Source organism: Azorhizobium sp. AG788, from assembly GCF_004364705.1.
In the GTDB taxonomy this organism is placed as follows: domain Bacteria; phylum Pseudomonadota; class Alphaproteobacteria; order Rhizobiales; family Xanthobacteraceae; genus Azorhizobium; species Azorhizobium caulinodans.
The window spans coordinates 416,168-442,640 of the sequence record NZ_SOBM01000002.1 but is presented as its reverse complement, the minus strand read 5'-3'; the positions used below and the strand labels follow the sequence as shown (position 1 = coordinate 442,640).

Here is a 26,473-nt window from a genome sequence, read left to right as displayed (position 1 = left end):
GATAGTCGCTGCCGGAGGTGTTATCCGCGGCAGAACAGGCGTCATGCCCGGGCTCGACCCGGGCATCCACGCCGATCGGCTCGCCCGACCGCTACCGTTCGAAGCGGCGCCCGTAGTTGGCAGGGACAAGCCCGGCCAACTGCGGCAGGCGTGGCGGACGCGCGGCGCCTGTAAGCCCCTCAGCGCATCACATAGACCGTCGCGCCGACCTTCACGCGGTTATAGAGGTCGATGACGTCGTCATTGGTCATGCGGATGCAGCCGGACGACACCGCCTGCCCGATGGTCTCCGGCTCGTTCGAGCCGTGGATGCGGTAGAGGCTAGACCCCAGATACATGGCCCGCGCACCCAGCGGATTTTCGATGCCGCCGGGCATATAGCGCGGCAGGTCGGGGCGACGCTTCAGCATCTGCTCCGGCGGCGTCCAGGAGGGCCATTCCTTCTTCGCGCTCACCGTCTTCACGCCCGACCACTGAAAGCCGTCGCGACCGACGCCCACGCCATATTCCATGGCCTGACCGGGGGCGGTGACGAAATAGAGGCGCCGCTGGGCGGTGTTCACCACGATGCTGCCCGGCTGGTATTTGGCATCGAAGGCCACCAGATGCCGAGGAAAGGGCGAGGTGCCCGCCACATTGCCCGCGCCGCTGAACAGAGCGGCGAAGCCGAAGAAATCGGTGGGCTGGGGCGATTGGGAAGGGGCGGCGACCGCCGACCCGAGGGAGACAGCCAGCACAGCTGCGGCGGCAAGGCTTCGACGCATCATCAGTCGGTCACTCCACGCACGCGAAAGAGCCGGACACGAGACTGCCGAAATCTCGCCGCAAACGCGCAGGTGATGCAACCGAATTGTCGGACGGCGCAAGGGAATGCGCGGCAGGGTTAAGCGCGCCTTGCGGCTTAGCTTGAGACCGAAGGCACAAACGATCGAAGTGTCTGAGCTTTGAAGGCCGGATGGTGGGCGATGCAGGGATTGAACCTGCGACCCCTCCCGTGTGAAGGGAGTGCTCTCCCGCTGAGCTAATCGCCCATCCGATGCGGCGCCGAGGCAGTTGCCAACCGGCGAGGTCGGCTGTTTAGGTCGTGGGCTCGGGGGTGTCAAGCGTCCCCCCGTTTCGCCCCCGCTGACACCCTTAGGCGGCTGTGGATGACAGTACGTCTTCCACAGCCCGAACCAAGTCAGCGTAATGCTCGATGAGCCGATCGGCGCCGAGATGGGCGGCCGGCGTCTCCGTATAGCCGAAGGAGACCGCCACCGAGGGAATCTGCGCTGCCTTGGCCGTGGCGATGTCAGTGGCGCTGTCGCCCACCATCACCGCACGGGCGGGCGTGCCGCCGCAGGCGGAAATGGTGGAGAGGAGCGGCAGCGGGTCGGGCTTGGCGATGCCATAGGTGTCCGCGCCCGTAATGGCAGCAAAGCGTGGCGAGAGGCCGAGGCCGTCCAGCAGCAGGCGGGCGAGATATTCGAGCTTGTTGGTGCAGACCGCGAGGACGGCGCCCTGGGCGGCAAGCCTGTCGAGCGCCTCCACCATGCCGGGGAAGGGGCGCGACTCATCTGCGATGTGAGCGGCGTAATGGTCGAGGAATTGCCGGTTCATGCGGTCGAGTTCCTCCAGTGGAACCTCGACGCCGGCGCGCTTCAACGCCCGCACGATGAGCATCCGGGCGCCGCCGCCGATCATGGGGCGGGCTTCCGCGCGGTCCACCGGCGCGATGCCATGGGCGGAGAGCACCACGTCGAGGGTGGAGAGAAGGTCCGGTGCCGTATCGACGAGTGTCCCGTCGAGGTCGAAGGCGATCACCGGGCGAACCTGAGACATGACGCAATCCCTGCTGAAGTCATCGGAGCAAACGCGGCGCACGGGGCGCCTTGCCTCCTTGTCGCAGGTTCGGCCGCACCTTCAAGGGCGGCGTTTGCGGGACGGCACGGGCGGCCGCTGCGCCGCTTTGCCTGTTCAAGCCGGCGGCAGAGGGACGCGAAGATGCGCCAGCCGCTTGAGGTTCGCGCCGTTCGCGGCTAGGCAACCGGCGAACCGCTGGAGCACAGACATGGCCGACGCCGAAGAGCTGAAACGCGCCGCCGCCGCCAAGGCGCTCGAATACGTGACCGACGGCATGCGCCTCGGCCTCGGCACGGGCTCCACCGCCAAGCATTTCGTGGCGCTGCTGGCCGAGCGGGTTGCCGCCGGCCTCAAGGTGACGGGGGTGCCGACCTCGGAGCAGACGAAGGCGCAGGCCCTCTCCCTCGGCGTACCGCTGGCGACGCTGGATGAACTGCCGGAGCTCGATCTGTGCATCGACGGGGCCGACGAGATCGGCCCGGAGCTCGCTCTCATCAAGGGTGGCGGCGGCGCTCTGCTGCGCGAGAAGATCGTCGCCAGCGCCGCCCGCGAGATGATCGTCATTGCCGACGAGACCAAGAATGTCGCGACCCTCGGCCGCTTTCCCCTGCCCATCGAGGTCGTGACCTTCGGCGTCGAGGCCATCAAGCTGCGGCTGAAGGGCGCCATCGTGACGGCCGGATGCGACGGCGAGCTGAAGCTGCGCCACAAGGCGGACGGCACGCCCTTCATCACCGATCAGGGCAATGTGATCGTCGACGCGCATCTCGGCCGCATCCCCGATCCGCGTGCACTCGCCCGTGCGCTGGAAGAGGTGGCCGGCGTCGTGGAGCATGGCCTGTTCCTCGGCCTCGCCCGCCGCGCGGTGCTCGCCGGCGCCAATGGCATTTCGGTCATCACGCCCTGAGGACGAGCGGCCGGAAGCGGCAAGCTTCTGGATGCATCCCACTCTGGATCAGTTATAGAGAACGCCCCTTCTGGAGAATGTCATGGCTGTGTTTCCCTCGGTTCGCTCTTTCGGAGCCGGCCTTCTCGCCCTCGGGCTGATGGCGGGCAGCGCGCTGGCCCAGACAGCGGCGCCCGCCGCCCCGGCCGCCTTGCCCCAGCCGACGGCGGCGCAGATGCAGATCGCCCGCCAGCTCGTGGAAGCCAATGGCGAGGCCCATGCCTTCGACGGCATCATCCCGAACATCGTGGATGGCGCGGCGCTCGGCTTCCTGCAGACCAATCCGGATCTCGCGCCCAAGCTGCGGGACACGGCCAAGGCGCTGCGGCCGGAGTTCGAGAAGCGCAAGGGCGAGCTGATGGACATCCTGGCTGCGTCCTATGCCCAGCGCTTCACCGAGCAGGAGCTGAAGGACGCGCTCGCCTTCTACCAGACCCCCGTCGGCAAGAAGCTGGTGAGCGACCGCGCGCAGATCGTGCAGCAGGCGGTGATCGCCATTCAGGCCTGGGGCGCCAAGCTCAACAGCGAGGCCATGAACCGCATCCGCGAGGAAATGAAGAAGCAGGGCTACGATCTCTGATCGCCCTGCGGGCGCCCCTTTGCCAGAGCGGGCCAAGGATGGGGTTTCGCCCTGTTCTTGGACCCGGCGGGAAGGCCGGGCCTCGTATCCAGGTGCATGTCCGGGCCCGCACCCGCATGACGTCACTTGATGGCGCGTGCGGTCCCGGCAGATTCCTTCGACGAGGATGATTTTGACCGGAGCCGGACGCGCATGACCGCGCTCACAGTATCGGGCCGAGCATCGCGACGGAGTTATTGCAGAGCTGCCGCAAGAGGCCGTAGCTCTCTACATGGGCGAGAGTGACCCGCTCCGCAGCATCCATGAAAACCTGCTGACGTTCCCGCAGCGCCTGAGTGAAGGCGGGATCATGGAGCAGGATGTTGTTTTCGGCATTCAGTTCGAAACTGCGGCGGTCGATGTTGGCCGAGCCGATCAGCGTGACTTCGCCATCGATCGTCAGCGTCTTGGCGTGAAGAAGGCCGCCAGCATATTCGCGGATCGCGACACCCGCCTCCAGCAGGTCCTGATAATAGCTGCGGCTGGCGGCGGCGACGATCCAGGAATCGTTCCGCCGCGGGAAGACGATGGTGGTGGCGACGCCACGCCGCGCGCTTGCGCGCAGGGCGGCCTGGATCGGTTCGTCGGGCACGTAATAGGGCGTCGTGATCACCAGTTCACGGCGCGCCGCATTCATCAGAGCCACGAAGGTTTCGGGCATCGCCGAATAGCGCACGCTGGGGCCGGAGCCGATGACCTGTGCCACGAACCCCACTTTGGACTCGTCACTTGAGATGATCGGCGCGAATAGGGCAGACAGGTCCTCTTCCACCTGCGCCATCCAGGTGCTGGCGAAGAGGTGCTGGTTCTGGCGCACCACCGGCCCTTCGAAGCGCGCCATGACGTCCACCCATGGGGCAAAGCGGGCCTTGGGCGCGAAGGCGGCGTCCGCGCAATTCTGGCTTCCGCAATAGGTGATGGCATTGTCGATCACCACGATCTTGCGGTGATTGCGCAGATCGATCCGCCCCTTGAACGGCCGCAGAAGCAGGTTGCCCACCGGCAGCGCGCGCCCAAGGCGCACTCCCGCGCTGGCCATGTCGGCCCAATGGGAGGAGCGGATGAGATGCCGCGAGCCGAGATCATCGGCCATCGCCCGGCACACGACGCCGCGTGCCGCTGCGCGCTTGAGGGCTTCGGCGATCTTCAGTCCGCTGTCGTCCGCCAGCCAGATGTAGAACAGCACATGCACGCTCTCGCGCGCGGCATCGATGTCATCGACCATCGATGCGATCGCTGCGGCGGAATCGGCCATCAGGCGGGCGGTGTTGCCAGCGACCGGCAGATAATTGCTGACCGACTGGCCGACGCGAAACAAGGGGACATAGCGCTCCGGCAGGTTGGCCTCGGCGGACGGCCCGGCGATGGTCTGTGCCGGAGGCAGCTTCTCGAATGCCTCCCTCAGGCGGGCAACATGCCTGCGCCCCGGATTGACCTCGCCGAACAGCACATAGGCGAGGATGCCCACCACCGGCGCGAGGCCAATCACCAGCACCCAGGCGATGCGCGAGGACGGTTCGCGATGCGGGCGCAGCAGCGCCCGAACGATGAAGAAGAGCTGGAGGCTGGCATGGACCGCGAACAGCAGCCACGCGAGAACGGCCGAATCGTGCATGGGGTGAAGACATCCCGGATCATCACAGGGGGTATTAAAGCACGCCGCGCGGTGTTCCCACGGTGCTGCGCGGCCTGCACACGCGCGCCGACATCGCCCCGTCGCGGCGCCCCTCGAGAAGAAGGTGCCGCGAAAGTTTTTCTTTGCTGTGCGTGGACGTTCTTCGCTTCGCGCGCACTCACCCTGTCGTAGATTTTTCGGATCGGCGCGCCAGCCTTTGGGTGGTTGCCACTTTCGCCGCGAAACGTCCGATCGTTCGAGCGGCGAGTGCGGCTAGGGACAGAGCGACGGAAGGCATGGCCATGGCGCAAGGCGAGCAGGTGCGAACCATGTGGCTCAAGATCCCCGGCGCCTTCCCAAGCATCCTTCTCCCGAAGGTCTGTAATCTCGCCATCTCTGCAATCGGGCTCACGCCCCGCCATCTCCTCTCCCCGATCCGAGCCGCAGTTCCCGCGGCAAAGGAAAGCGCATGACCTCCTCACGGCAGATCCGCCTCGGTGCCGACATCGGCGGCACGTTCACCGACATCGTGCTCGATGTGCGTGGGCGGCTTCATTCCACCAAGGTCCTCACCAGTTACACCGCCCCCGAACAGGCGATCCTCGACGGCATCGCGATCCTGACCAAGGAAGCGGGAATCGGCGTGGCGGAAATCGATCTCGTCATTCATGGCACGACGCTCGCCACCAATGCGCTCATCGAGCGGCGGGGGGCGCGCACGGCCTTCGTCACCACCGAAGGTTTCCGCGATGTGATTGAAATGCGGACCGAGAACCGCTTCGAGCAATATGACCTCAACCTGCGGCTGCCCACCCCGCTGGTGCCGCGCGAGCACCGCTTTACGGTGAAGGGCCGCATCGGTGCCGACGGGCGCGAACTCCTGCCGCTCGACGAAGCGGCGCTGGAGGCGCTGGCGGAGCAACTGGCGGGCGCGGGCTTCGGCGCCGTGGCCATCGGCTTCATCCATGCCTATGCCAATCCGGCCCACGAAAAGCGGGCCAAGGAGATTTTGGCGCGCAGGATCTCCGCGCCCATCTCTCTCTCCTCGGAAGTCTCGCCGCAGATGCGCGAGTTCGAGCGCTTCAACACGGTGTGCGCCAATGCCTATGTGCGCCCGCAGATGGCCGATTATCTCGGCCGCTTCCAGGTGCGGCTGAAGGAGGCCGGCGCCACCTGTCCCATCTTCATGATCCATTCCGGCGGTGGTCTCGTCTCCGTGGAGACGGCGGCGGAATTTCCTGTGCGGCTGGTGGAATCCGGGCCGGCGGGCGGCGCCATTTTCGCGGCGGACATCGCCCGGCGCTTCAGCATCGGGAAGGCCGCCTCCTACGACATGGGCGGCACCACGGCGAAGATCTGTCTCATCGAGGACTATCAGCCCCGCACGGCCCGAACCTTCGAGGTGGCACGCACCTATCGCTTCAGTAAGGGCTCGGGCATGCCCATCTCCATCCCGGTCATCGAGATGATCGAGATCGGCGCCGGTGGCGGCTCCATCGCCTGGGTGGATTCCATGGGCCGCATCCAGACCGGCCCCGAGAGCGCGGCCTCCGAGCCGGGTCCGGCCTGCTACCAGCGCGGTGGCACGCGGCCCGCGATTACGGATGCCGATCTCGTGCTCGCCAAGATCGACCCCGACAATTTCGCCGGCGGCGCAATCCGCCTCTCGCGCGAGAAGGCGGGGGCTGCGATCCGCGCCGAAGTGGGAGACCGCCTCGGCCTCGCCCCCCTGTCCGCCGCCTTCGGCATCTGCGAGGTGGTGGACGAGAACATGGCCAATGCCGCCCGCGTGCATGCGGTGGAGAATGGCAAGAACATCTCCGACAATGTCATGATCGCCTTCGGCGGCGCCGCCCCGCTTCATGCGGCGCGGCTGTGCGAGAAGCTCGGCCTCGACCTGTGCCTGGTGCCGTCCGGCGCCGGTGTGGGATCGGCCATCGGCTTCCTCAAGGCGCCGTTCGGCTATGAGGCGGTGGGTTCGCGTCTCGTGCGCCTGTCACAGTTCGATCCGGCGCTTGTGAACGGGCTGGTGGCCGACCTGAAGGCGAGCGCTGAGCAGTTCGTGCGGGCCGGAACCGACGCGCCGCTGATCTGCGAAATCACCGCTTTCATGCGCTATGCCGGACAGGGCTGGGAAATCCCGGTCGCGCTTGCCGATCGCGCCTTCACGGCGGCTGATGCCGATCTCATCCGTGAGGCCTTCCGCGCCAATTATGCGCGCTTCTTCGGCCGCGCCATCGACGGGCTGGATGGTCTCGAAATCGAGATCGTGACCATCTCCGTGAAGATGCAGGACGAACGGCCCGCACCGGACCCCGTCGCCCTGGATACCCGAGGCCGCCCGGCAGCGATCGCCGGCGCCACCCGCGCCGTGTTCGATCCGGCCAGTGGCGCGCTGCGCGACAGCGCCATCGTCGAGCGCGGGGCGCTCTCGGCCGGGGACCGCGTGAGTGGCCCCGCAGTGATCGTGGAGCGGGAGACCGCCACGGTGATCACGTCTCTCTTCGATGCCGTGCTGCAAAGCGACGGCTCCATCCTCCTCGTCCGCAAGGGCCGCCACTGATGAGCGATATCGACGACATCCGTATGCAGGTGATGTGGAATCGCCTGATCTCGGTGGTGGAAGAGCAGGCGATGACCCTGCTGCGCACGGCCTTCTCCACCTCGGTGCGCGAGGCGGGCGACCTGTCCGCCGGCGTATTTGATCCCAAGGGCCGCATGCTGGCGCAGGCGGTCACCGGCACGCCGGGCCATGTGAACACCATGGCCGAGGCGGTGGGGAACTTCATGGCGGAGATCCCCCGCGCCGAGATGTACGAGGGCGACACCTACGTCACCAACGACCCATGGAAGGGCACTGGGCACCTGCACGACATCACCATGGTGTCCCCGTCCTTTCTCGACGGGGAACTGGTCGGCTTCTTCGCCTGCACCGCCCATGTGGTGGATGTGGGCGGGCGTGGTTTCGGCGCGGACGGCAAGTCCGTCTATGAGGAAGGCATCCAGATCCCGATCATGAAGTTCGCCGAGCGCGGCACGGTGAACCGGGACCTCGTCCGCATCCTGCGCCAGAACGTGCGTGAGCCCAATCAGGTGGTCGGCGATTTCTATTCGCTCGCCGCGTGTAACGACGTGGGCCATCGTCGCCTCGTGGAGATGATGCGCGAAGTGGGCCTCGCCAGCCTCGATCCGCTGGCGGATTTCATCTTCACGCGCACGAGCAGCGCCATGGCCGAACGCATCCGCGCCCTGCCCAAGGGCTCGTGGTCCAACACCATGGTCACCGATGGCTATGATGAGGCGATCCCCCTTGCCGCTTGCGTCACCATTCGGGACGAAAGCGTGCATGTGGACTTCACTGGCAGCGCGCCGGTGAGCCGGTGGGGCATCAACGTGCCCATCAGCTACACCAAGGCCTATGCCTCCTATGCGCTGAAGTGCGTGGTCGCCCCGGATATTCCGAACAACTGGGCCTCGCTCGGCTTCTTCACCGTGTCCTCGCCGGTGAACATCCTCAATGCGGAGCGCCCGGCGCCGGTGAGCCTGCGCCATGTGCTCGGCCACCTCGTGCCGGATCTGGTGCTCGGCGCCGTCGCGGATGCCCTGCCGGGGCAGGTGCTTGCGGAAGGCGCGGCCTCCCTGTGGAACATCCATCTCTCGCTGCGGCCGGTGGCGGGCAGCGCCGGCCGCCGGGCGGAAGTGCTGATGTTCAACTCGGGCGGCATGGGGGCCCGCCCTGGGCTCGACGGGCTCTCGGCCACGGCCTTCCCCTCGGGCGTCCACACCATGCCCATCGAGGCCACGGAACAGACCGGCCCGGTGGTGATCTGGCGCAAGGAGTTGCGGCCCGACTCCGGCGGCGACGGCACCTATCGGGGCGGCCTCGGCCAGATCATCGAGATCGCTGCCGCCGAAGGGCATGAGTTCGATTTCTCCGCCATGTTCGACCGCATCACCTATCCCGCCCGAGGCCGCGCCGGGGGAGGGCAGGGCGCGCCTGGCGGCGTCCGCCTTGACGACGGCACGAAGATGCGCGGCAAGGGCTGGCAGCATGTGCCGGCGGGCCGCCGGCTCCTTCTCACTCTGCCGGGTGGCGGCGGCTACGGGCCGCCCGAGGGACGTTCGGATGCGGCGCGGCATGACGATGCCATCAAGGGGTATGTGACGGAAAGCGAGCACTGAACCGGAGCCCGCCCGGCTTAAGGCGTTCTGTCCGGGTGGGCTCTCGCACACCGGCGGGCTTGAGACGTGCCCCTGCCGTGAGGTGGGGGCACCTCCCGTGGATGCCTTGCGATGGCGGGCACGCGGGCCTAGCCTTGCGCCCGCTGCCGTGCATCGATCCGGGGGGACAAGGGCTGGCGATGAGGTCCGATACTGTCCGTCTGCCCCCTCTCAATGCCCTGCGGGTGTTCCACGCGGTCATGCGTCACGGCAGTTTCCGCAGCGCCGCGGACGAACTGCTTGTCTCCCCGCAGGCTGTGGGCCAGCAGATCAAGCTTCTGGAAGACACCCTCGCCGTGCCCCTGTTTGATCGACGGGGACGGGCGATCGAACCCACTGAAGAGGCCATTCTCCTCTCCCATTACGTGCAGAGCGGCTTCGACGAGTTCCGCGAGGGGGTGAGGCGCATCTGCAAGGTGGGCCATCGCAACCGCATCAACCTGAATGCCAGCCCCTATTTCGCGACGCGCTATCTCGTGGACCGGCTCGATCGATTCCGCGATCGTCTGCCCGGTGCGGATATCCGGCTGAAGACGATGGTGGAGCTTCCGGACTTTTCAGCCGACGAGGTGGATGCGGCCATTCAGTGGGGCTTCGGCCAGTGGCGGGATTATGAATCGACGCTGCTGGTCCAGGATCCGAAGGTGATCTGCTGCTCACCAGCGCGCGCTTCCGCCCTGCGCAGTCCGCAGGACCTCAGGACCGCACCGCTGCTCCATCTGGTGCTGGCAACGAACCTCTGGCCGCGTGTGTTGCAACATCTCGGCGTGGATCCGGGCGAGGTGCAGAAGGAAATCCAGTTCCACGACGCCGCCAGCATGCGCCGGGCGACGCTCTCCGGGCTCGGGATCGGCCTTATCTCGGTGCTGGATGCCCAGGAGGACCTGAAAGCCGGTCGCCTGGTCGCGCCCTTCGGCCTTGATGCGATGGCGGACATGGACCCGGCGGACGTGCCGGGCTTTTACCTCGTGCTGCCGCGCTCCAATCGACGGCTCAAGAGCGTCGCGGCGTTCCGCGAGTGGATCCTGTCGGAAGACTGGTCCCGCATAGAGCCGGATGCCCCTTTTCCGGCGGCGACCTTAGGGTGACCGCTCGGAGATAAGCAGAAGATCATTGGTGAGAGAAGCGGCAGGTCAGCAGCTTCCTTTATGCCTGGTAGCGGTTGGCCCGAAGGCTCAGTGTCCGCATCCGAACCCGACCGATCGCGGCACCGCCTTAGGCGCTCAAGGGAAGCCTCACACGGCGGCCTCGAGTGAGGCACTGTCTTTCGTCCGTTCCTCACTTCTTGTGCGCCGCAACGTGACGGACACGTGCCCGGGGCGCCCCGCAATCACCGTTGCGGCACCGCTTGACAGGGCCTCGACCCTCTGCATGTAATTCACCGGTTAGTTATTTAGCGAGCCGCAAGAGCCCGCAGATACATGGGAGGAGATCGCCATGGCGCCACGACGCCCGGGATTGTCCGCGCACGCCTTCTTCAATTCGCCGTCCGTGAAGCCCGTCGCGCTTCTTATCGTGCTCGTCGCTCTGTGGGACGTGAGCGTGCGGCTGTTCAAGATTCCGCCCTATCTCATTCCGGCGCCGTGGGATGTGTTCATGGCCTTCCGGACGGAAGGCGGCATGCTGCTGCAGGAAGCCATCCCCACCACCATCGCGACGGTATCCGGCTTTGCGCTGTCCGCGCTGATCGGCATTCCGCTCGCCATGATGATCGCCGGCTCCCGCACCGTGGAGGGCTATCTCTATCCGCTGCTCGTCTTCTCCCAATCCATCCCGAAGGTCGCCATCGCGCCGCTCTTCGTGGTCTGGTTCGGGTTCGGGATGGTGCCGAAGGTCATCTCCGCGTTCCTGCTCGGGGTCTTTCCCGTCATCGTCGCAGGCGTTCAGGGCTTCAAGTCCGTGGAAGGCGACATGCGCGATCTCGCCCGCGCCATGAAGGCCTCCAAGCTCCAGACCTTTGCCATGGTGAGCCTGCCCCATGCCATGCCGGCCATCTTCGCCGGCCTGAAGGTGTCGGTGACGCTCGCGGTGGTTGGGGCGGTGGTCGGCGAGTTCGTCGGCGCCAATTCCGGGCTGGGCTTCGTGCTCCAGCGTTCCATCGGCAATTTCGAGCTCCCAACCATGTTCGCGGCGCTGATCCTGCTGGCGCTCATCGGCGTGGTGCTCTTCTGGGTCGTCGATGTCATCGAGCGTCTGTGCGTCCCGTGGCACGCCAGCCAGCGGCAGGACGTGTTCGCTACCGCCTGATCCGGCGCCGCAAAGGCGGCGCCCTGTGTGCGTGATGCGTTCGCCAGCAAAGAAAAATGTCCGGGAGGAAATCATGACCGTTGTTCGCCGCACCGCCCTGCGGTGCCTTGGCGCCGCGCTGGGTGCCTCGCTTCTCGCTGCCACCGCAATACCCGCGGCCGCGGCCGACAAGGTGACGCTGCTGCTCAACTGGTACGTCTATGGCGAGCACGCGCCCTTCTTCTACGGCAAGGCCAAGGGCCTTTATGCTGCCGAGGGCATCGATCTCGACATCCAGGAGGGCCGCGGGTCTGCCGTCACCATCCAGGCGGTGGCGGCCGGCACCGTGCAGTTCGGCTATGCGGACGTGCCAACCATGATCCGCGCCGCCGCCAAGGGCGCCCCCGTCGTGGCCGTGGGCGTGGCGCTTCAGAAAAGCCCCATGTCCGTCATGGGCTTTGCCGACAAGAACATCCGCAAGCCGGAAGACATCAAGGGCAAGATCGTCGCCACCACGCCGGGTGACTCCATGTCCCAGATCTGGCCGCTCTTCCTGAAGCAGGCGGGGCTGAAGGCCTCCGATTTCCAGGTGGTGTCGGGTGACGCGCAAACCAAGCTCAATGCCGTCGCCAACGGCCGCGCCGACCTGTTGCTCGGCTATGTCATGGACCAGAGCATGAAGCTGAAGGATGCCACCGGAAAGGATGTGCGTCCGATCATGTTCGCCGACTACGGCATCCACATGGTCTCGTCCGGCATCATCACCAACAAGGACCTGCTGAAGTCCAATCCCGACCTTGTCCGCCGCTTCATGAAGGCGACCACGGCTGCCTTCATCGGTGCGGAGAAGGATCCCGGCGCGGCGGTCGATGCGCTGCTCGCGGACCTGCCCAAGGCGGGCAAGCGCGAGACGCTGCTGGAGGGCTTCGCGCTGACGACGCCCCTTTATCACACAGACGAAACCAAAGGCCGCCCGCCGTTTCAGGTCACCGATGCGGACATGACCTCCACGGTGGATCTCCTCATCGAATACGGCGGTCTCGAAGCCTCGGCGAAGGACAACACCAAGTCCTTCTATACGCGCGACTATCTCCCCGCCGCCGGCAACTGACCCGTCGCCGCCCGCCGGTGGTCCGGCGCGCGGACCAGTCGAACTCCGATGGAGAACCTCATGGCCGCCAATACCCTGCGGGTCGTGTCGCGCGACGAGACGACCGACGTGCGCCGTCGGCTCATCGAGATCCGCGGCCTGACCAAGACCTACCGGACGCGCGACGGCGAGATGCCCTCGCTGAAGCCCATCACTCTCGACATCCGCGAGGGCGAGTTCATCTCCGTGGTCGGTCCCTCGGGATGCGGCAAGTCCACCTTGCTGAAGCTGGTGGCTGGCCTCATCCCGGCGAGCGACGGCGAGATCATCATCGACGGTACGCGCGTCACCGAGCCGCCGGATGACGTGGGCATCGTATTCCAGAGCCCGGTCCTGCTCGCCTGGCGCACGGTTCTGCGCAACGTCATGATGCCCGTGGAGGTGCGGGGGCTGGACAAGGCCTCGCACCTTGCGCGAGCCCGCCAGCTTCTGGCGACCGCTGGGCTTTCGGACTTCGAGAACAAGTATCCGTGGCAGCTGTCCGGCGGGATGCAGCAGCGCACCGCCATCTGCCGCGCCCTCGTCCACGACCCCAAGATCGTCCTGATGGACGAACCCTTCGGCGCGCTCGATGCCATGACGCGGGAGCGGATGAACCTGGAACTCCAGCGCATCCATTTCGAGACCCGCAAGACCATCCTGCTGATCACCCACTCCATTCCTGAGGCCATCTTCCTCGGCGATCGGGTGGTGGTGATGACGGACCGTCCCGGCTCCATCGCCGCCATCTACGACGTGCCGCTTCCCCGTCCCCGGGCTCTGGAACTGATGGGAACGCCCGCCTTCGCCGAACTGGCCCAGCAGGTGCGCGGCCACTTCTATGCCCGCGGGCACATCGACTGAGCCCGCCATGACTGCGCCCCGCCTCCGCATCCTGTCGGTCGAGGTCCGCGAACGGATTATGCCGTTCGTGCGTCCCTTCCGCTTCGGCCCGTCCGTGGTCGAGGCGGCCCCGCAGGCGTTCGTGCGGATAGAGCTGGAGGTAGAAGGCGCGGGTCGTGCCGTGGGACAGTCGGCCGAGATGATGATGCCGCGCTGGTTCGACAAGGCGCCGCACAAGTCGCCCGAACACACGGTCGATGACCTGCGCCGGGTCCTGCTGCACGCCGCGGCCCTCTATGCGGATGCGCCATGGTCCACGGCCTACGGCCTTTCGGCGGATGCGGCGGCCATGCAACTCGGCTGGGCGGAAGGGCGGGGCATCCCCGCGCTCGCGGCCCATTTCGGTCCCGCCTTGCTGGACAAGGCGGTCGTGGATGCTTTGTTGCGCGCCCTGTCCCTGACGTTTCCGGAGGGGCTTTCCCGCAATGTGATGGGGCTTGATGCCCGGAACGCGCGTGACCTCTCTCCTGACCACATCTCCGCGCTCCTTGCGTCTCTCGCGCCTGTCCCGGCCGTGGCTGTGCGGCACACGATCGGTTTGCTCGATCCGCTGGAGGGGCCGCACGGCCTTTCCGCCGAGATCGCGGCCGCGCGGCTGCGCTTCTTCAAGATCAAGATCGGTGGCGATCTTGCCGCCGACTTCGACCGGCTCGCCGCCATCACGGCCTTGCTCACCCATCTCGCGCCGGATTTCCGCGCGACGCTGGATGCGAACGAGCAATACGACCCCGAGCGTCTCTGCCAGCTCGCGGCCGGGCTCGACACGCCGGCTCTCAGGCCTCTGAAGGCGCGGCTGCTCTATATCGAGCAGCCTTTTGACCGGGCGGAGACCTTCACGCGTCCGCTGCCGCCGGCGCTTGATGGCATTCCCGTCATCATCGACGAGGCCGATGGCGGGCTCGATGCCTTCCCTCGGGCCATCGCGCTCGGCTATCGCGGCGTGTCCTCCAAAGCCTGCAAGGGGCTCTACAAGTCCATTCTCAATGCGGTACGGGTGCAGGTGGGGGAGGGCGCTTTCCTGACCGCCGAGGACCTCACCTGCCAGCCGGGGCTCGGTCTCCAGCAGGACCTTGCCCTCGTGGCTACGCTCGGCCTCACCCATGGCGAGCGCAACGGCCACCATTATGTCGCGGGCTTTGGTCCCGCGCCCGAGGCAGAGGCCGGCGCCTTCGCGGCGGCGCACCCGGATCTCTATCGCCTCTCGGATGCGGGCGCCGCGCTCGATGTCTGGCGCGGCGTATTGGCTACCGGCTCCCTGCTCTCCGCCCCCGGCTTTGCCCGGCGGGCCGAACCCGACTGGGCGAGCCTTGAGCCCGTCACGCTTCCCGAAACCAGACTTCATCAGGAGATACCGGCATGACACAGAAGCGCCTCGGCCTCATCATGAACGGCATCACCGGGCGAATGGGGCTGAACCAGCACCTCATCCGCTCCGTGGTGGCCATCCGCGCGCAAGGGGGCGTGCCCCTTTCCGACGGCACGAAAGTGCAGCTCGATCCCATCCTCATCGGCCGCAATGCGGACAAGGTGGAAGGGCTCGCGAAGCAGTATGGCATCGAGCGCTGGGGCACGGACCTCGACGCCGCTCTGGCCGATCCCGGCAACGAAATCTTCTTCGACGCCGCCACCACCCAGATGCGTCCCATCCTGCTGGAAAAGGCCATCCGCGCCGGCAAGCATGTCTATTGCGAGAAGCCCATCGCCACCAATCTGCCGGAAGCCGTCCGCATCTGCCGCCTCGCGGAAGAGAAGGGCGTGAAGAACGGCGTGGTGCAGGACAAGCTCTTCCTGCCCGGCCTTCAGAAGCTCAAGCTACTGCGGGATTCCGGCTTCTTCGGCCGCATGATCTCGGTGCGCGGGGAGTTCGGTTACTGGGTGTTCGAGGGAGACTGGGGCCAGCCAGCGCAGCGCCCCTCCTGGAATTACCGTTCGCAGGACGGCGGCGGCATGATCCTCGATATGGTCTGCCACTGGCGCTACGTGCTGGACAATCTCTTCGGCGAAGTGAAGTCCGTGTCCTGTATCGGCGCGACCCACATCCCCTCCCGCGTGGACGAGCGCGGCCAGCCCTATGAGGCGACGGCGGATGACGCCGCTTATGCCACCTTCGAGCTTCAGGACGGCGTGATCGCGCATATCAACATGTCCTGGTGCACCCGCGTCTATCGCGACGACCTCGTGACCTTCCAGGTGGACGGCACGCTGGGCTCGGCGGTGGCGGGGCTTTCGGACTGTGTCTTCCAGTCTCGCGTCGGCACCCCGCGCCCGGTGTGGAATCCGGACCAGAAGCAGACCATGGATTTTTACAACGACTGGCAGCCGGTGCCCGACACGGCGGTGTTCGACAACGGCTTCAAGGTGCAGTGGGAGATGTTCATCCGGCACGTGGTGGAGGATGCGCCCTACCGCTTCACGCTCCGCGAAGGCGCCAAGGGCGTGCAGCTCGTGGAATGCGCGCTCCAGAGCTGGAAGGAGCGCCGCTGGATCGACGTGCCGACGCTGGAAGCGTCCGAACGGGCCGTCCTGCAAGCCGCCGAGTGAGGGCTGCACCTTCCGGCACAGCCGTCATGTCCGGACTTGGTCCGGGCATGACGGTCCACCGTCCGCGCACCTAGCCGAACCACGGTCATGGCCGGGACACGCCTGGCCATGACCGTGGGGACGCAGCGCACGGAGGCGCTCGCACCGGACCACGGGGACATGGGTTTCAGCGGCGGCGGAGCCGCGACCAAGAAGGATCAGAAACGATGAACGAACGCGCGAACGCCACCGCCCTGTCCCTTCGTCTGCCGCTCGCCGGAGGTGGGCTTGAGACGTTCAAGCTCTCGGCGCCCCGCGATTTTCCCGCGCGTGCGTCGGGGCCGATGAACCGTATCGCCTTTTCCGCCGCCCATGTGGTGGCGGACCCGCTGGCGGCCAGCGATCCGTGGCTCGAAGCCGCCATCGACTGGGACCGCACCATCGCCTATCGGCAGCGCCTGTGGGACCTTGGCCTCGGCGTGGCGGAAGCCATGGATACGGCCCAGCGCGGCATGGGTCTCGACTGGCCGACCTCGCTGGACCTGATCCGGCGCTCCGTGGAGGCTGCGAAGGCATACGGACCGGAGGCGCTGGTCTTTTCCGGCGCAGGCACGGACCACCTCGCACCCGAGGCCGCAAGGTCGCTCGACGACGTGATCCGCGCGTATGAAGAGCAGGTGGCAGCGCTGGAGAAGGTGGGCGGGCGCATCATCCTGATGGCCTCCCGTGCGCTTGCCCGCATCGGCACATCGGCTGCGGATTACGAGACCGTCTATGGCCGAATCCTGAGCCAGGTGCGCCAGCCGGTCATCATCCACTGGCTGGGCGACATGTTCGATCCCGCGCTCGCCGGCTACTGGGGCACACGCGATCTCGACGCAGCCATGGATACGGCAGTCGCCATCATCAATGCCCATGCGGCCAAGGTCGATGGCGTGAAGATTTCGCTCCTCGACAAGGACAGGGAGATCGCCATGCGCCGCCGGCTGGACCCGGCCGTGCGCATGTATACGGGCGACGACTTCAATTATGCGGAATTGATCGCCGGAGATGCTCAGGGCTATTCCCACGCCCTGCTGGGTATTTTCGATGCCATCGCCCCGGCCGCTTCGGCCGCGCTCACCGCGCTGGCGGCGGGTGACGAGGCGGGCTTCCACGACATCCTGGCGCCCACCGTTCCTCTGTCGCGCCATATCTTCCGGGCGCCCACGCGCTTCTACAAGACGGGCGTGGTGTTCATGGCCTATCTCAATGGCCATCAGGACCATTTCACCATGGTCGGCGGTCAGGAGAGCGCCCGCTCGACGCTTCATCTGGCCGAACTGTTCCGTCTTGCGGATCTGGCCGGGCTGCTGGCCGATCCAGATCTGGCGGTGCAACGGATGCGTGCCGTGCTCGCCGTGCGCGGCGTGGAGGCCTGAGATGCAGGACCGTGTCGCACCCAGCGCCCTCAAGCCCGCCCTGAGGGACTTCTCGGCAGATCACCGCCTGCTCTCCATCAACACCGCGACGGTGCGCAGGCAGGGCGATCTTGCGACCATCATCGAGGCGTGCGCGCGGGCGCAGATCCGCGCCATCTCGCCCTGGCGCGATCAGGTGGCCCATATCGGGCTGCCCCGCGCGGTGGAGGCGGTGAAGGCGACCGGTCTTGCGCTCTCGGGCTACTGCCGGGGCGGGATGTTCCCGGCTGACCCCGCCCGCCTGTCCGAGGTCCGCGACGACAATCGGCGCGCCGTGGATGAGGCGGTCGCTCTGGGCGCGTCCTGCCTCGTTCTCGTGGTGGGTGGCTTGCCGCAATATGCCCGGCCGGGCTCGGCACCCTCGAAGGATATCGGGGCGGCGCGCGCCCTGGTGGAGGATGGCATCGGCACGCTGCTGGAGTACGCCCGCAGCGCCCACATGCCGCTCGCCATCGAGCCGCTCCATCCCATGTATGCCGCTGAGCGTGCCTGCGTGAACACCATGGGGCAGGCGCTCGACATCTGCGACCGGCTGGACCCGGAGCGAAGCGGGATTCTGGGCGTCGCGCTGGACGTGTTCCACGTCTGGTGGGACCCGGACCTGTCCGCCCAGATCGTGCGGGCGGGCCGCGATCGGCTGCTGGCCTATCACGTGTGCGACTGGCTGGTGCCCATGGCCGACATGCTGAACGACCGCGGCATGATGGGCGACGGCGCGATCGACCTGAAAGCCATCCGCGCGCAGGTGGAAGCCCAAGGGTATCAAGGCTTCGCGGAAGTGGAGATCTTCTCCGAGCACTGGTGGGCGAAGCCGATGGAGGAGGTGCTTGGCACCTGTATCTCCCGTCACCGCTCCGTCGTATAAGCGGCAAAACGGCTGGAGCGAGGGGCAAAGTGGCACGCGTGGCTGGTGCGAGCGGGCTGGACGAGCAGGACATGGGGGCGGGTGCGCCGGAAACGCCCAGCCGAGCCCGTGCGCCGGCGAAGTCCAAGGCCGCAGAGGGGGGACGCGTGGTGCGGACCCGCGACCCGGAGCGCACCAAGGCGAGCATCCTCTCCGCTGCCACAGCCGAATTTTCAGCCCGCGGTTTCGCCGGGGCGGGCATCGACGCCATCGCCTCGCGCTCGGGCGCCAACCGGCGGATGATCTATCATTACTTCGGCTCCAAGCGCGGGCTTTGGCTGGCCGTGCTGGAGGCCGCCTACGAGCGAGCGCGCACCTCGGAACTGAAGCTCAATCTCGAAAGCCTCTCTCCCGAGGACGCCATGCGGCGGCTCGTGACCTTCACGTTCGACAGCTTCATCGGCGAGCGCACCTTCATCAACCTGCTGAACAGCGAAAACCTGCATCAGGCCCGGCACCTGAAGGAATCCGAGCGGGTGAAGGACATGCATTCGCCGCTTATCGGCATGATCAGCGCTATCGTCGAGCGGGGCGTGAAGGAGGGCGTGTTCCGGGACGGGCACGATCCGGCGCAGCTCTGGATATCCATTGCCGGCCTGTCCTATTTCTATTTCTCCAACATCTTCACGCTGTCGGTCATCCTCAATCGCGACCTGGCGTCCAAGAAGGAACTGGCCGCCCGCCGCGCCCATGTGGCCGAACTGGTCCTCAATGCCCTGCGTCTGCCGCCGCAGGCGGCGACCCTGTCGGCGCTCGGCTCGGATCCGGCCCAGAGGACCTGAGCCGCGGGCAGTGGCCCCCCTTCACCGTTTGGTCTTGGCGGCGTTGAATTCGACCGCTGCGCGGACCAGTTCAGCAAACGCGTCCGGGTCGATGACATCGCCCTCGCGGATATCGATGGCGCGCATGGACTGGCCGTTCAGGCTGCCATTGAAGAGTCCAGCCGGATCGGCGAGCAGCGCCCCCTTTGGGAAGGTGAGCTTCACATAGGCCTTGTAGATCTCGCCCGTGCAGATGATTCCGTCCTGTTCCCAGACGGGCACGCCGGCGGGATTGGTCGGCTTGCGCCACTTCACGGCTTCCACGACGCCGGGGACCGTGTCCCGGATCAGCTTGCGCATCCGGGCGAGTGTCTCGCCGCGCCAGTCGCTCAGCCCGGCGATCTTGGCGTCGATCAGTGCGCTTGGATTATCGGCTTCGCCTGCCATCAGCCCCTCGCCTGTGTCGTCGGCGCTCCGAGCATGGCATAGGGACGGGCCAAGGAGGAGCCTTGCACCAGCTCGCCAAACACGTTTCCCGCCGATCCCTCAACCCGCCAGATGAGACAGCAGCAGGCGGGCAAGAACCTCCGGCTGCTCCACGCAAGGGATGTGCGAGGCATCGGCGATGAGTTCCAGCCGGGCGCCGGGAATGGCAGCGGCCATGGCCTCGGCGGCGGCCGGGGGTGTGGAGGGGTCCTTGTCGCCGACCACCACCAGCGTGGGAGCCGTGATGCGGGCGGCGGAAGCGGTGAGGTCGGCGTCGCGCACCGCGAGGGCGCAGCCCACATAGCCGTCCAGCGTGGTGCGGGCCACCATGTTGGCATAGCCGCGCACGATGTGCGGAACGCGCTCCCGGAACCCGTCGGTGAACCACCGGCCCATCACGCCCGGGGCGATGGCGGCAAGACCATCGCGGCGGATGCCCGCGACGCGCTCGTTCCAGACCGAGGCCGGGCCGATCTGCATGGCGGTGTCGCACAGGACGAGGCGATCCACCCGCGCAGGGGCTTGGGCGCCCAGGTGCTGGGCCACCATGCCGCCGATGGAGAGGCCGCACACATGGGCCTTCGCGATGCCCAGCGCATCCAGAAGCCCAAGGGCATCGCCGGCAAGGTCCGCAATTGAATAGCCGTTGGCTTCGTCCCGCAGCGGGGCGACGTCGGAGAGGCCGTGGCCGCGCATGTCGTACCGCAGCACGCGGAAGTGCGCGGCGAGCGCCGGCATCACCGCGTCCCAAACAAGGAAGCTGGTCCCCAGAGAGTTGGCGAGCAGGAGAACCGGCGCGTCGGTACGTCCTTCAAGGGCGTAGTGAACGGTGCGTCCGTCGATGGCGAGAAAGGGCATGCAGGTCTCCGGCGGGGCGTTCAGACGGTGGCAATCGGCGTGACGGGGGACCCCACCGCGCCGGGGAGGCGCAAGGGAGGGGCGGTGAGCAGAAAGCGGCTGCGGCCGGCGGCGCGCAGATGGGCGGCGAGATCGGCAAGCCACCACAGTTCGCCCAGCGGCACGCCCAGCTTGAAAAGGCAGTGATGATGGAGCGGCATCGAGGCCTGCGTATTGGAGGCAAGGCGCTTGGCCGGCAATTGCTCCACCGCATAATTGTCGGCAACCAGCGCCGAAATGCGGCTGTCGGCGATCCACTGGAGGAGGCGCGCGTCGCGCCCATCGAGCGCGGCGCAACTCCGGGCGAGAACGGCGCCGTCCGGCTGGCCGCCCATCCCCATGATGACCTCCGTGAAGCCGGTGTAGAGGCACAGGATATCTGCCTCCTCCACGCTGACGCCCTGAGCCTCCATGGCCCGCATCAGATCATCATAGCCCACCAGATGGCGATCCGTTCCGAAGGGGGAAAGGAGATCCACCAGAACGCCGCGTCCCTGGACGCCATGGGCCGCCGCATTCTGGATGCCCAGACGGTGGGCGCCGGGGGCGATGTCCCGTTCGGCCGCCTCGCGCGGGCCCACGATGTCGATGCCCGCGCGGAAGCCGTTGTAATAGACCGGCTCGGGGCGCCCCTCGCCGCTGACATCGAACAGGGCGCCCACATGGGCGAAGCTGTCCCACTGGGTGGAATATTGCAGGCAGATCTCCACCTTGTCGTCGCAGACCACGTCCACGAAGCAGGCGTCATCCGCGCAGAGCATGGCATTGAAGCGCGGATTGTCCTCCGGACCGGTGGGCTTCAGCACGGGCGGCACACGCCGCACATTCAGGACGTTCCCGCCGGGCCTGTCGAGCGGCAGACTGAGGCAGAAGGTGCGCCCTTCCGACACCTCGGCCACGGCGGCGCGGACCTTGTCGGGTGTGATGAGGTTCAGGCGGCCGAGCTCGTCGTCCGGCCCAAAATCGCCCCAGGTGGAGCCTTCCGGACGGCGGACCCAGCGGCGATCGGACGGCATGGTATTCTCCCTATGGGGCATTGGCCTCAGTTCGCGCCCTTGCCAACGGTGATTCCGCCGCAGACCGGCAGCGTCTGGCCGGTGATGAAGCCGGCCGATTCGCCGAGGAAGAAGCTCACGGCCTGCGCCACATCTTCCGGCGTGCCCATGCGGCCCACGGGGATTGACTCCACGATGGCGCGGGTGCGGGGCGCATCCGGCGGGTTGGCTGCTGTGAACAGCGGCGTGGCAATGGGTCCGGGCGCCACGGCGTTCACCGTGATGCCGTCGCGCCCCAGTTCCAGAGCCCAGGTGCGGGTGGCGCCGAGAAGGCCGGCCTTGCTGGCGGCGTAAGCGGTGCGCAGTTCCTTGCCATAGGCGGCACGGCTGGACACATTGACGATGCGCCCGAAGCGGGCGGCCCGCATGCTGGGCACCAGCGCCTGCGTGACCTGAATGGCGACGCCGAGATTAAGCCGCATGACGGCCGCGAAATCCTCCGCCGTCGTGTCATCGAGGCTGGCAGGGCGCACCATGCCCACATTGTTCACGAGACGGGTGATCGGGCCCTCGGAGAGCGCCTCGGTGAGCGCCCCCGCGGTCGCCGCCTCGCTCATCAGGTCCACGCAGAGGAAGCGGGCCTCAAGGTCGGGCGGCGGCGGCTCGCGGTCCAGCACCACCAACGCACGGCCGGCCATCCGCTCCTGCCGGGCCACCGCGAGGCCGATTCCGCCCGCTCCGCCTGTGACCAGCGTGCGGTCCGTCATTTCGCCTCCGGCAGATAGCACACGCCATCCACATAGGCCTTGCGCCAGCGGGTGATCTGAACGCGTTCGAACAGGCCTGCGGTGAAGAAGGGATCAACTGCGATGAAGGCTTCCGCCTCGGCCCGCGTCTCCAGTGCCACCACATAGAGCCCGCCACCGGAGGCATTGCCCTCGTCGTCCAGCTTGGCGCCGCAGGCCAGAAGCAGGTGCTTGTGCGCATCAAGGAAGGCGAGGTGTGCATCGCGCTCCCGGGCGCGCAGGTCGAGTGTGCCGGGCTTGTCGAAGGTCTCGATCATGTAGGGCATGTGGGCGCGTCCCCTTCAGGCCTGCGTCCTCAGATGGCGGAGGGATGACGGGCGAGCGGCGTCACCTTGATGTCCATGAACGGGAACAGCGGGAGCGAGGAGAGAAGCTGGTGCAGTTCGTCCACGCTCTCCACCTCGAAGATGGACACGTTGGCGTAGCGCCCGGCGATGCGCCAGAGGTGGAGCCACTTGCCCTGCCGCTGGAGGTCCTGCGCATAGGCCTTCTCCGCCGCCTTGATCGCATCCGCCTTCTCGGCCGGAAAATCGTGCGGAATGTTCACCTGCATTTCGACGTGGAACAGCATGACCCTGGCTCTCGTGAGGGGCGGCGGACGGAACGTCCTGCGGCCTGAAGCTAAAGGGGACGGACAATCCGGCGCGGCCGGATCCCCCAAGGGGCGGCCGGGCACGAGCGGCCCGGCACGCCGGAGGCTCACTTCTTGACGAGCGGGCAGGTGCTCTCGCTGAGCGGCTGGAAGGCCTCGTCGCCGGGGATGACGCGGACGATCTGGTAATAGTCCCACGCGCCCTTCGACTCCTTGGGGGACTTCACCTTCGCCAGATACATGTCGTGCACCATGCGGCCGTCCGCACGGATCTTGCCGTTCTTCGCGAACATGTCGTCGATGGGCAACTCGCGCATCTTGGCCACCACCTTCTCGCCGTCGTCGGTGCCGGCGGCTTCCGCGGCCTTGAGATAATGCAGGACGGACGAATAGACGCCCGCATGCACCATGGTGGGCATCTTGCCGTTCATCCGGGCGGCGAAGCGCTTGGAGAAGGCGCGGGTCTTCTCGTCCGTGTCCCAGTAGAAGCCGGTGGTCAGCACCATGCCCTGTGCGGCTTCGAGGCCCACGGAGTGGATGTCCGTGATGAACAGCAGCAGCGCCGCCAGCGTCTGGCCGCCCTGCGTGATGCCGAATTCGCGCGCCTGCTTGATGGTGTTGATGGTATCGGCGCCAGCGTTCGCCATGGCGATGATCTTGGCCCCCGAGCCCTGCGCCTGGAGCAGGTAGGAGGACACGTCCGGAGAGCCGAAGGGATGGGCCACCGAGCCCTTCACCGTGCCGCCCTTCTCCTTCACGATCTTCGCCACCTGGTTCTCCAGATCGTGGCCGAAGGTGTAGTCCGCCGTGATGAAGTACCAGGTCTTGAAACCCTCGCTCACCAGCGCGTTGCCGGTGCCGGCGGCCAGCGAATAGACGTCATAGGTCCAGTGCAGGCCGGTCGGCGAGCAGGCCTTGTTGGTGAGCGCCATCGCAGCGGCGCCGGAATTGATGTCGACCTTGCCCTTCTCGCGGGAGACCTCGCGCACCGCGAGTGCGGCCACCGAGCCGTTGATGTCGAAGATGGCGTCCACGTCCTGCGTGTCGTACCACTTGCGGGCGGTGGCGGAGGCGATGTCGGCCTTGTTCTGGTGATCTGCGGAGACCAGTTCCACCGGCTTGCCGTTGATGGGCTTGCCGAAATCCTCAATGGCCATCTTCGCGGCTTCCACCGAGCCAGCGCCGGCGAGATCCGAATAGGCGCCGGACATGTCGGTGAGCACGCCGATCTTCACCCCGCCGCCGGCATATTGGGCGGCCGCTGGGGTCACGATCATGGCGCTGGCAAAGAGCGCCGCCGCAAAGGGCGCCGCGAGGGCCTTGGTCTTCATGTTTCCTCCCGGGGGGCTGAAGCAGGATGCGGCAGCCCGGCTGTCGATGACGAAGGACGCGCGGGATCACTGCGGTGATGCGCGTTGAACTGCGTCTCAATCTCGGACGAACGGGCATGGAAGGCGGGACCTTCCCATCGCCGCATCTCGAACCGTCGTGTTCGTATGTCGAACATCTATGCGGAAATTGGTACGTCTGCCATGCTGTTGCGGTCAAGCATAATCGATGCTGCACCTGCACAACAAAACCGGAAATACTCGAATGTGAGACCGCTTGCATTTGCTTGCGCGATCGACCCAAATCGGTCGAGCACTCGCTTGAAAAGCTTTTGGGCCCCGTTTTGTGTTCGCATAACGAACATTTTCCCTCAATTCGCACATCGGTGATCGCCATGGACACAGGACGAAACGGCCCGGTGGCTGTCGTGGGCGGCGGCAGCATGGGGGTGGGGTGGGCAATCGTGTTCGCTCGCTCCGGCCGGGAGGTGCGCGTCCATGACGCCGCGCCAGCCGTGCGTAGCGCGGTGCTCGGAGCTGTGGCGGAACGCCTGGCCGCGCTCGCCGCCTATGACCTGCTGTCGGAGGCGCCCGGCGTCGTGATGGCACGGATCACAGTGGCAGAAACGCTCGGCGCCGCCATCGCCGGCGCCGTTCATGTCCAGGAGAACGTACCGGAGCGGCTCGACCTCAAGACGCAGGTCTTCCGTGCCATGGATGCGGTGGCGGCGCCGGAGGCGGTGCTCGCCAGTTCCACATCGTCGCTGCCGGCATCCGAGTTCGCGGCGGCCCTTCCGGGGCGCGCACGCTGCCTCGTGGCCCATCCGGCCAACCCGCCCCATCTCCTGCCCATCGCCGAGATCGTGCCGGCCCCCTTCACCGATCCGGAGGCCGTCGAGCGCACCCGCGCCCTCATGGCCCAGGCCGGGCAGGTTCCGGTGGTGCTGCAACGCGAGGTCAACGGCTTCATCTACAACCGGCTGCAAGGGGCTGTGCTGAGAGAAGCCTATTGGATGCTGGAGCAGGGCATTGCCGATGTGGCGTCCATCGATCGGGTCATGACCTCCGGCCTCGGCCTGCGCTGGTCGATCGTCGGCCCGTTCGAGACGGCCGATCTCAACTATCAGGGCGGCCTTGAGGAGCACGCCCGCCGCATGGGCGAGCGCTATCGGCAGATGGGCGCCGAGCGGGGCCAGCCGGACGGATGGGACGAGACCCTCGTCGCCCGTGCTGCGGCTGAAAGACGGGCCCTGCTGCCCCTTGAGGACTGGGGCGCACGGGTTGCCTGGCGGGACGAGCGGCTGATGAAGGCCCGTGCTGCCGAACGGGAAAGTCCCACCTATACTGCGCCCGGGGAGAACACCGCCGCCGGCGGTCTGAGGGAGGGGGCATGACGAGCGAGGTGCTGGAGGGGCGGGCCGAGGGGGCGGCCGACGAGAAGGATTACGTCCAGTCCCTCGCGCGTGGCCTGCAGGTGCTGCGGGCCTTCAGCCAATACAAGCCGCGCATGACGCTCAGCGAAGTGGCCCAGCATACCGGCCTCACCCGCGCTGCCGCCCGGCGCTTCCTCCTGACCCTCGTGCGCGAGGGCTTTGCGGAGACGGACGGCAAGCGGTTTGCCCTGCGCCCGAAGGTGCTGGAACTGGGCTTTGCCTATCTGTCCTCCCTGCCCATGTGGGAGGTGGCCCAGCCGGTGATGCGGGATGTGGTGAATACCCTGCAGGAATCCTGCTCCCTCTCCGTTCTGGACGGCGAGGACATCGTCTATGTGGCGCGCGAGCCCACGGCGCGGGTCATGACCATCGGGCTGTCCATCGGCTCGCGCCTGCCGGCCTATTGCAGTTCCATGGGTCGGGTGCTGCTGTCCGGCCTGCCGCCGGCGGAGCTCGCCGCCTTCTACGACCGGGTGCGGATCGAGAAGCGCACGCCGCGCACCGTGCCGACCAAGGTGGCCCTGAAGGACGAGGTGGAAACGGCGCGCCGACAGGGCTGGGCGCTGGTGGATCAGGAACTCGAACTGGGCCTGCGCTCCATCGCCGTCCCGATCCGCAATCGCCGAGGCGAGGTGCTGGCTGCGCTCAACGTCTCGACCCATGAGGGGCGCACCCCTCTCGAGGCCATGCGCAACCGCTTCCTGCCCGTGCTTATGGACGCCGCCCAGCGCATCTCCGCCGCCCTGCCGCAATAGGTCTGCCTCGATCCGCGTCCCGCAGCAGGCTCGCG

The 26,473-nt window shown here is 66.8% G+C and carries 25 protein-coding genes and 1 tRNA gene; 15 read left to right on the top strand and 11 right to left on the bottom strand.

Annotated features, from left to right (window positions below; translation table 11 throughout):
• Positions 1 to 179: 179 nt before the first annotated feature.
• From DFO45_RS06090 to gph, 3 genes are all read right to left on the bottom strand, one after another.
• Positions 180 to 764, bottom strand: coding sequence for a L,D-transpeptidase (locus tag DFO45_RS06090; RefSeq protein WP_133864421.1), 585 nt, complete (start codon positions 762 to 764; stop codon positions 180 to 182).
• Positions 765 to 956: 192 nt separating this feature from the next.
• Positions 957 to 1,031: transfer RNA gene (locus DFO45_RS06085), tRNA-Val, on the bottom strand.
• Between the two features lie 103 nt (positions 1,032 to 1,134).
• Positions 1,135 to 1,821, bottom strand: a complete 687-nt coding sequence (gph, locus tag DFO45_RS06080) for a phosphoglycolate phosphatase (RefSeq protein WP_133864179.1) — start codon at positions 1,819 to 1,821, stop codon at positions 1,135 to 1,137.
• Positions 1,822 to 2,050: 229 nt separating this feature from the next.
• Between gph and rpiA the strand changes: the two genes are divergently transcribed.
• Together rpiA and DFO45_RS06070 are read left to right on the top strand one after the other, a co-directional pair.
• Complete coding sequence (gene rpiA, locus DFO45_RS06075) at positions 2,051 to 2,749, top strand: ribose-5-phosphate isomerase RpiA (protein ID WP_133864178.1); 699 nt, start codon at positions 2,051 to 2,053, stop codon at positions 2,747 to 2,749.
• Positions 2,750 to 2,831: 82 nt separating this feature from the next.
• The gene (locus tag DFO45_RS06070) at positions 2,832 to 3,368 is read left to right on the top strand and encodes a DUF2059 domain-containing protein (protein ID WP_012170884.1); all 537 of its coding nucleotides are present in this window, start codon (positions 2,832 to 2,834) and stop codon (positions 3,366 to 3,368) included.
• A 202-nt stretch (positions 3,369 to 3,570) separates the two neighbouring features.
• Here DFO45_RS06070 and cls read toward each other — a convergent pair whose 3' ends face one another.
• Positions 3,571 to 5,022 (bottom strand): cardiolipin synthase, encoded by a 1,452-nt coding sequence (gene cls / locus DFO45_RS06065; protein ID WP_133864177.1) that lies wholly within the window; start codon positions 5,020 to 5,022, stop codon positions 3,571 to 3,573.
• 469 nt (positions 5,023 to 5,491) lie between these two features.
• On the opposite strand from cls, the gene DFO45_RS06060 reads away from it, so the two are divergent.
• The 11 genes from DFO45_RS06060 to DFO45_RS06010 all read left to right on the top strand — a co-directional run bounded on the left by DFO45_RS06060 (position 5,492) and on the right by DFO45_RS06010 (position 19,167).
• The gene (locus tag DFO45_RS06060) at positions 5,492 to 7,585 is read left to right on the top strand and encodes a hydantoinase/oxoprolinase family protein (RefSeq protein WP_133864176.1); all 2,094 of its coding nucleotides are present in this window, start codon (positions 5,492 to 5,494) and stop codon (positions 7,583 to 7,585) included.
• Positions 7,585 to 9,204: a hydantoinase B/oxoprolinase family protein gene (locus DFO45_RS06055; RefSeq protein ID WP_133864175.1), complete on the top strand. Its 1,620-nt coding sequence runs from the start codon at positions 7,585 to 7,587 to the stop codon at positions 9,202 to 9,204. The genes DFO45_RS06060 and DFO45_RS06055 overlap by 1 nt, the downstream gene beginning before the upstream one ends.
• 179 nt (positions 9,205 to 9,383) lie before the next feature.
• Entirely contained in the window at positions 9,384 to 10,331 is a 948-nt protein-coding gene (locus DFO45_RS06050; protein ID WP_133864174.1) for a LysR substrate-binding domain-containing protein, read from the top strand.
• A 349-nt stretch (positions 10,332 to 10,680) separates the two neighbouring features.
• On the top strand, positions 10,681 to 11,490 hold the full coding sequence (locus DFO45_RS06045) for an ABC transporter permease (protein ID WP_133864173.1): 810 nt from the start codon (positions 10,681 to 10,683) through the stop codon (positions 11,488 to 11,490).
• A 73-nt stretch (positions 11,491 to 11,563) separates the two neighbouring features.
• A complete protein-coding gene (locus tag DFO45_RS06040; RefSeq protein ID WP_133864172.1) occupies positions 11,564 to 12,580 on the top strand; it encodes an ABC transporter substrate-binding protein in 1,017 nt (338 codons plus the stop codon).
• A gap of 60 nt (positions 12,581 to 12,640) precedes the next feature.
• Entirely contained in the window at positions 12,641 to 13,462 is an 822-nt protein-coding gene (locus DFO45_RS06035; RefSeq protein WP_133864171.1) for an ABC transporter ATP-binding protein, read from the top strand.
• Positions 13,463 to 13,469: 7 nt separating this feature from the next.
• Positions 13,470 to 14,861: an enolase C-terminal domain-like protein gene (locus DFO45_RS06030; protein ID WP_133864170.1), complete on the top strand. Its 1,392-nt coding sequence runs from the start codon at positions 13,470 to 13,472 to the stop codon at positions 14,859 to 14,861.
• Entirely contained in the window at positions 14,858 to 16,042 is a 1,185-nt protein-coding gene (locus DFO45_RS06025; RefSeq protein ID WP_133864169.1) for a Gfo/Idh/MocA family oxidoreductase, read from the top strand. The genes DFO45_RS06030 and DFO45_RS06025 overlap by 4 nt, the downstream gene beginning before the upstream one ends.
• Before the next feature lie 206 nt (positions 16,043 to 16,248).
• A complete protein-coding gene (locus tag DFO45_RS06020; protein ID WP_133864168.1) occupies positions 16,249 to 17,442 on the top strand; it encodes a dihydrodipicolinate synthase family protein in 1,194 nt (397 codons plus the stop codon).
• A 40-nt stretch (positions 17,443 to 17,482) separates the two neighbouring features.
• On the top strand, positions 17,483 to 18,346 hold the full coding sequence (locus DFO45_RS06015; protein WP_133864420.1) for a sugar phosphate isomerase/epimerase family protein: 864 nt from the start codon (positions 17,483 to 17,485) through the stop codon (positions 18,344 to 18,346).
• A 38-nt stretch (positions 18,347 to 18,384) separates the two neighbouring features.
• Positions 18,385 to 19,167 (top strand): TetR/AcrR family transcriptional regulator, encoded by a 783-nt coding sequence (locus tag DFO45_RS06010; RefSeq protein ID WP_245517961.1) that lies wholly within the window; start codon positions 18,385 to 18,387, stop codon positions 19,165 to 19,167.
• Positions 19,168 to 19,188: 21 nt separating this feature from the next.
• On the opposite strand, the gene DFO45_RS06005 is transcribed toward DFO45_RS06010, so the two are convergent.
• The 7 genes from DFO45_RS06005 to DFO45_RS05975 form a co-directional block, all read right to left on the bottom strand.
• Positions 19,189 to 19,593, bottom strand: coding sequence for a DUF1801 domain-containing protein (locus tag DFO45_RS06005; protein ID WP_133864167.1), 405 nt, complete (start codon positions 19,591 to 19,593; stop codon positions 19,189 to 19,191).
• Positions 19,594 to 19,692: 99 nt separating this feature from the next.
• A complete protein-coding gene (gene pcaD, locus DFO45_RS06000; RefSeq protein WP_133864166.1) occupies positions 19,693 to 20,490 on the bottom strand; it encodes a 3-oxoadipate enol-lactonase in 798 nt (265 codons plus the stop codon).
• 20 nt (positions 20,491 to 20,510) lie between these two features.
• Positions 20,511 to 21,545, bottom strand: a complete 1,035-nt coding sequence (locus DFO45_RS05995; protein WP_133864165.1) for a cyclase family protein — start codon at positions 21,543 to 21,545, stop codon at positions 20,511 to 20,513.
• 26 nt (positions 21,546 to 21,571) lie between these two features.
• Positions 21,572 to 22,291 (bottom strand): SDR family oxidoreductase, encoded by a 720-nt coding sequence (locus DFO45_RS05990; protein ID WP_133864164.1) that lies wholly within the window; start codon positions 22,289 to 22,291, stop codon positions 21,572 to 21,574.
• A complete protein-coding gene (locus DFO45_RS05985) occupies positions 22,288 to 22,596 on the bottom strand; it encodes a YciI family protein (RefSeq protein ID WP_012170867.1) in 309 nt (102 codons plus the stop codon). Before DFO45_RS05985 ends, DFO45_RS05990 begins: the two co-directional genes overlap by 4 nt.
• A gap of 29 nt (positions 22,597 to 22,625) precedes the next feature.
• Positions 22,626 to 22,901 (bottom strand): muconolactone Delta-isomerase, encoded by a 276-nt coding sequence (gene catC / locus DFO45_RS05980; protein ID WP_133864163.1) that lies wholly within the window; start codon positions 22,899 to 22,901, stop codon positions 22,626 to 22,628.
• Between the two features lie 128 nt (positions 22,902 to 23,029).
• A complete protein-coding gene (locus DFO45_RS05975; protein WP_133864162.1) occupies positions 23,030 to 24,253 on the bottom strand; it encodes an ABC transporter substrate-binding protein in 1,224 nt (407 codons plus the stop codon).
• A gap of 392 nt (positions 24,254 to 24,645) precedes the next feature.
• Here DFO45_RS05975 and DFO45_RS05970 point away from each other — a divergent pair, with 392 nt between their 5' ends.
• The gene (locus DFO45_RS05970; protein ID WP_133864161.1) at positions 24,646 to 25,644 is read left to right on the top strand and encodes a 3-hydroxyacyl-CoA dehydrogenase; all 999 of its coding nucleotides are present in this window, start codon (positions 24,646 to 24,648) and stop codon (positions 25,642 to 25,644) included.
• A complete protein-coding gene (locus tag DFO45_RS05965; protein ID WP_133864160.1) occupies positions 25,641 to 26,438 on the top strand; it encodes an IclR family transcriptional regulator in 798 nt (265 codons plus the stop codon). Before DFO45_RS05970 ends, DFO45_RS05965 begins: the two co-directional genes overlap by 4 nt.
• Positions 26,439 to 26,473: the final 35 nt, after the last annotated feature.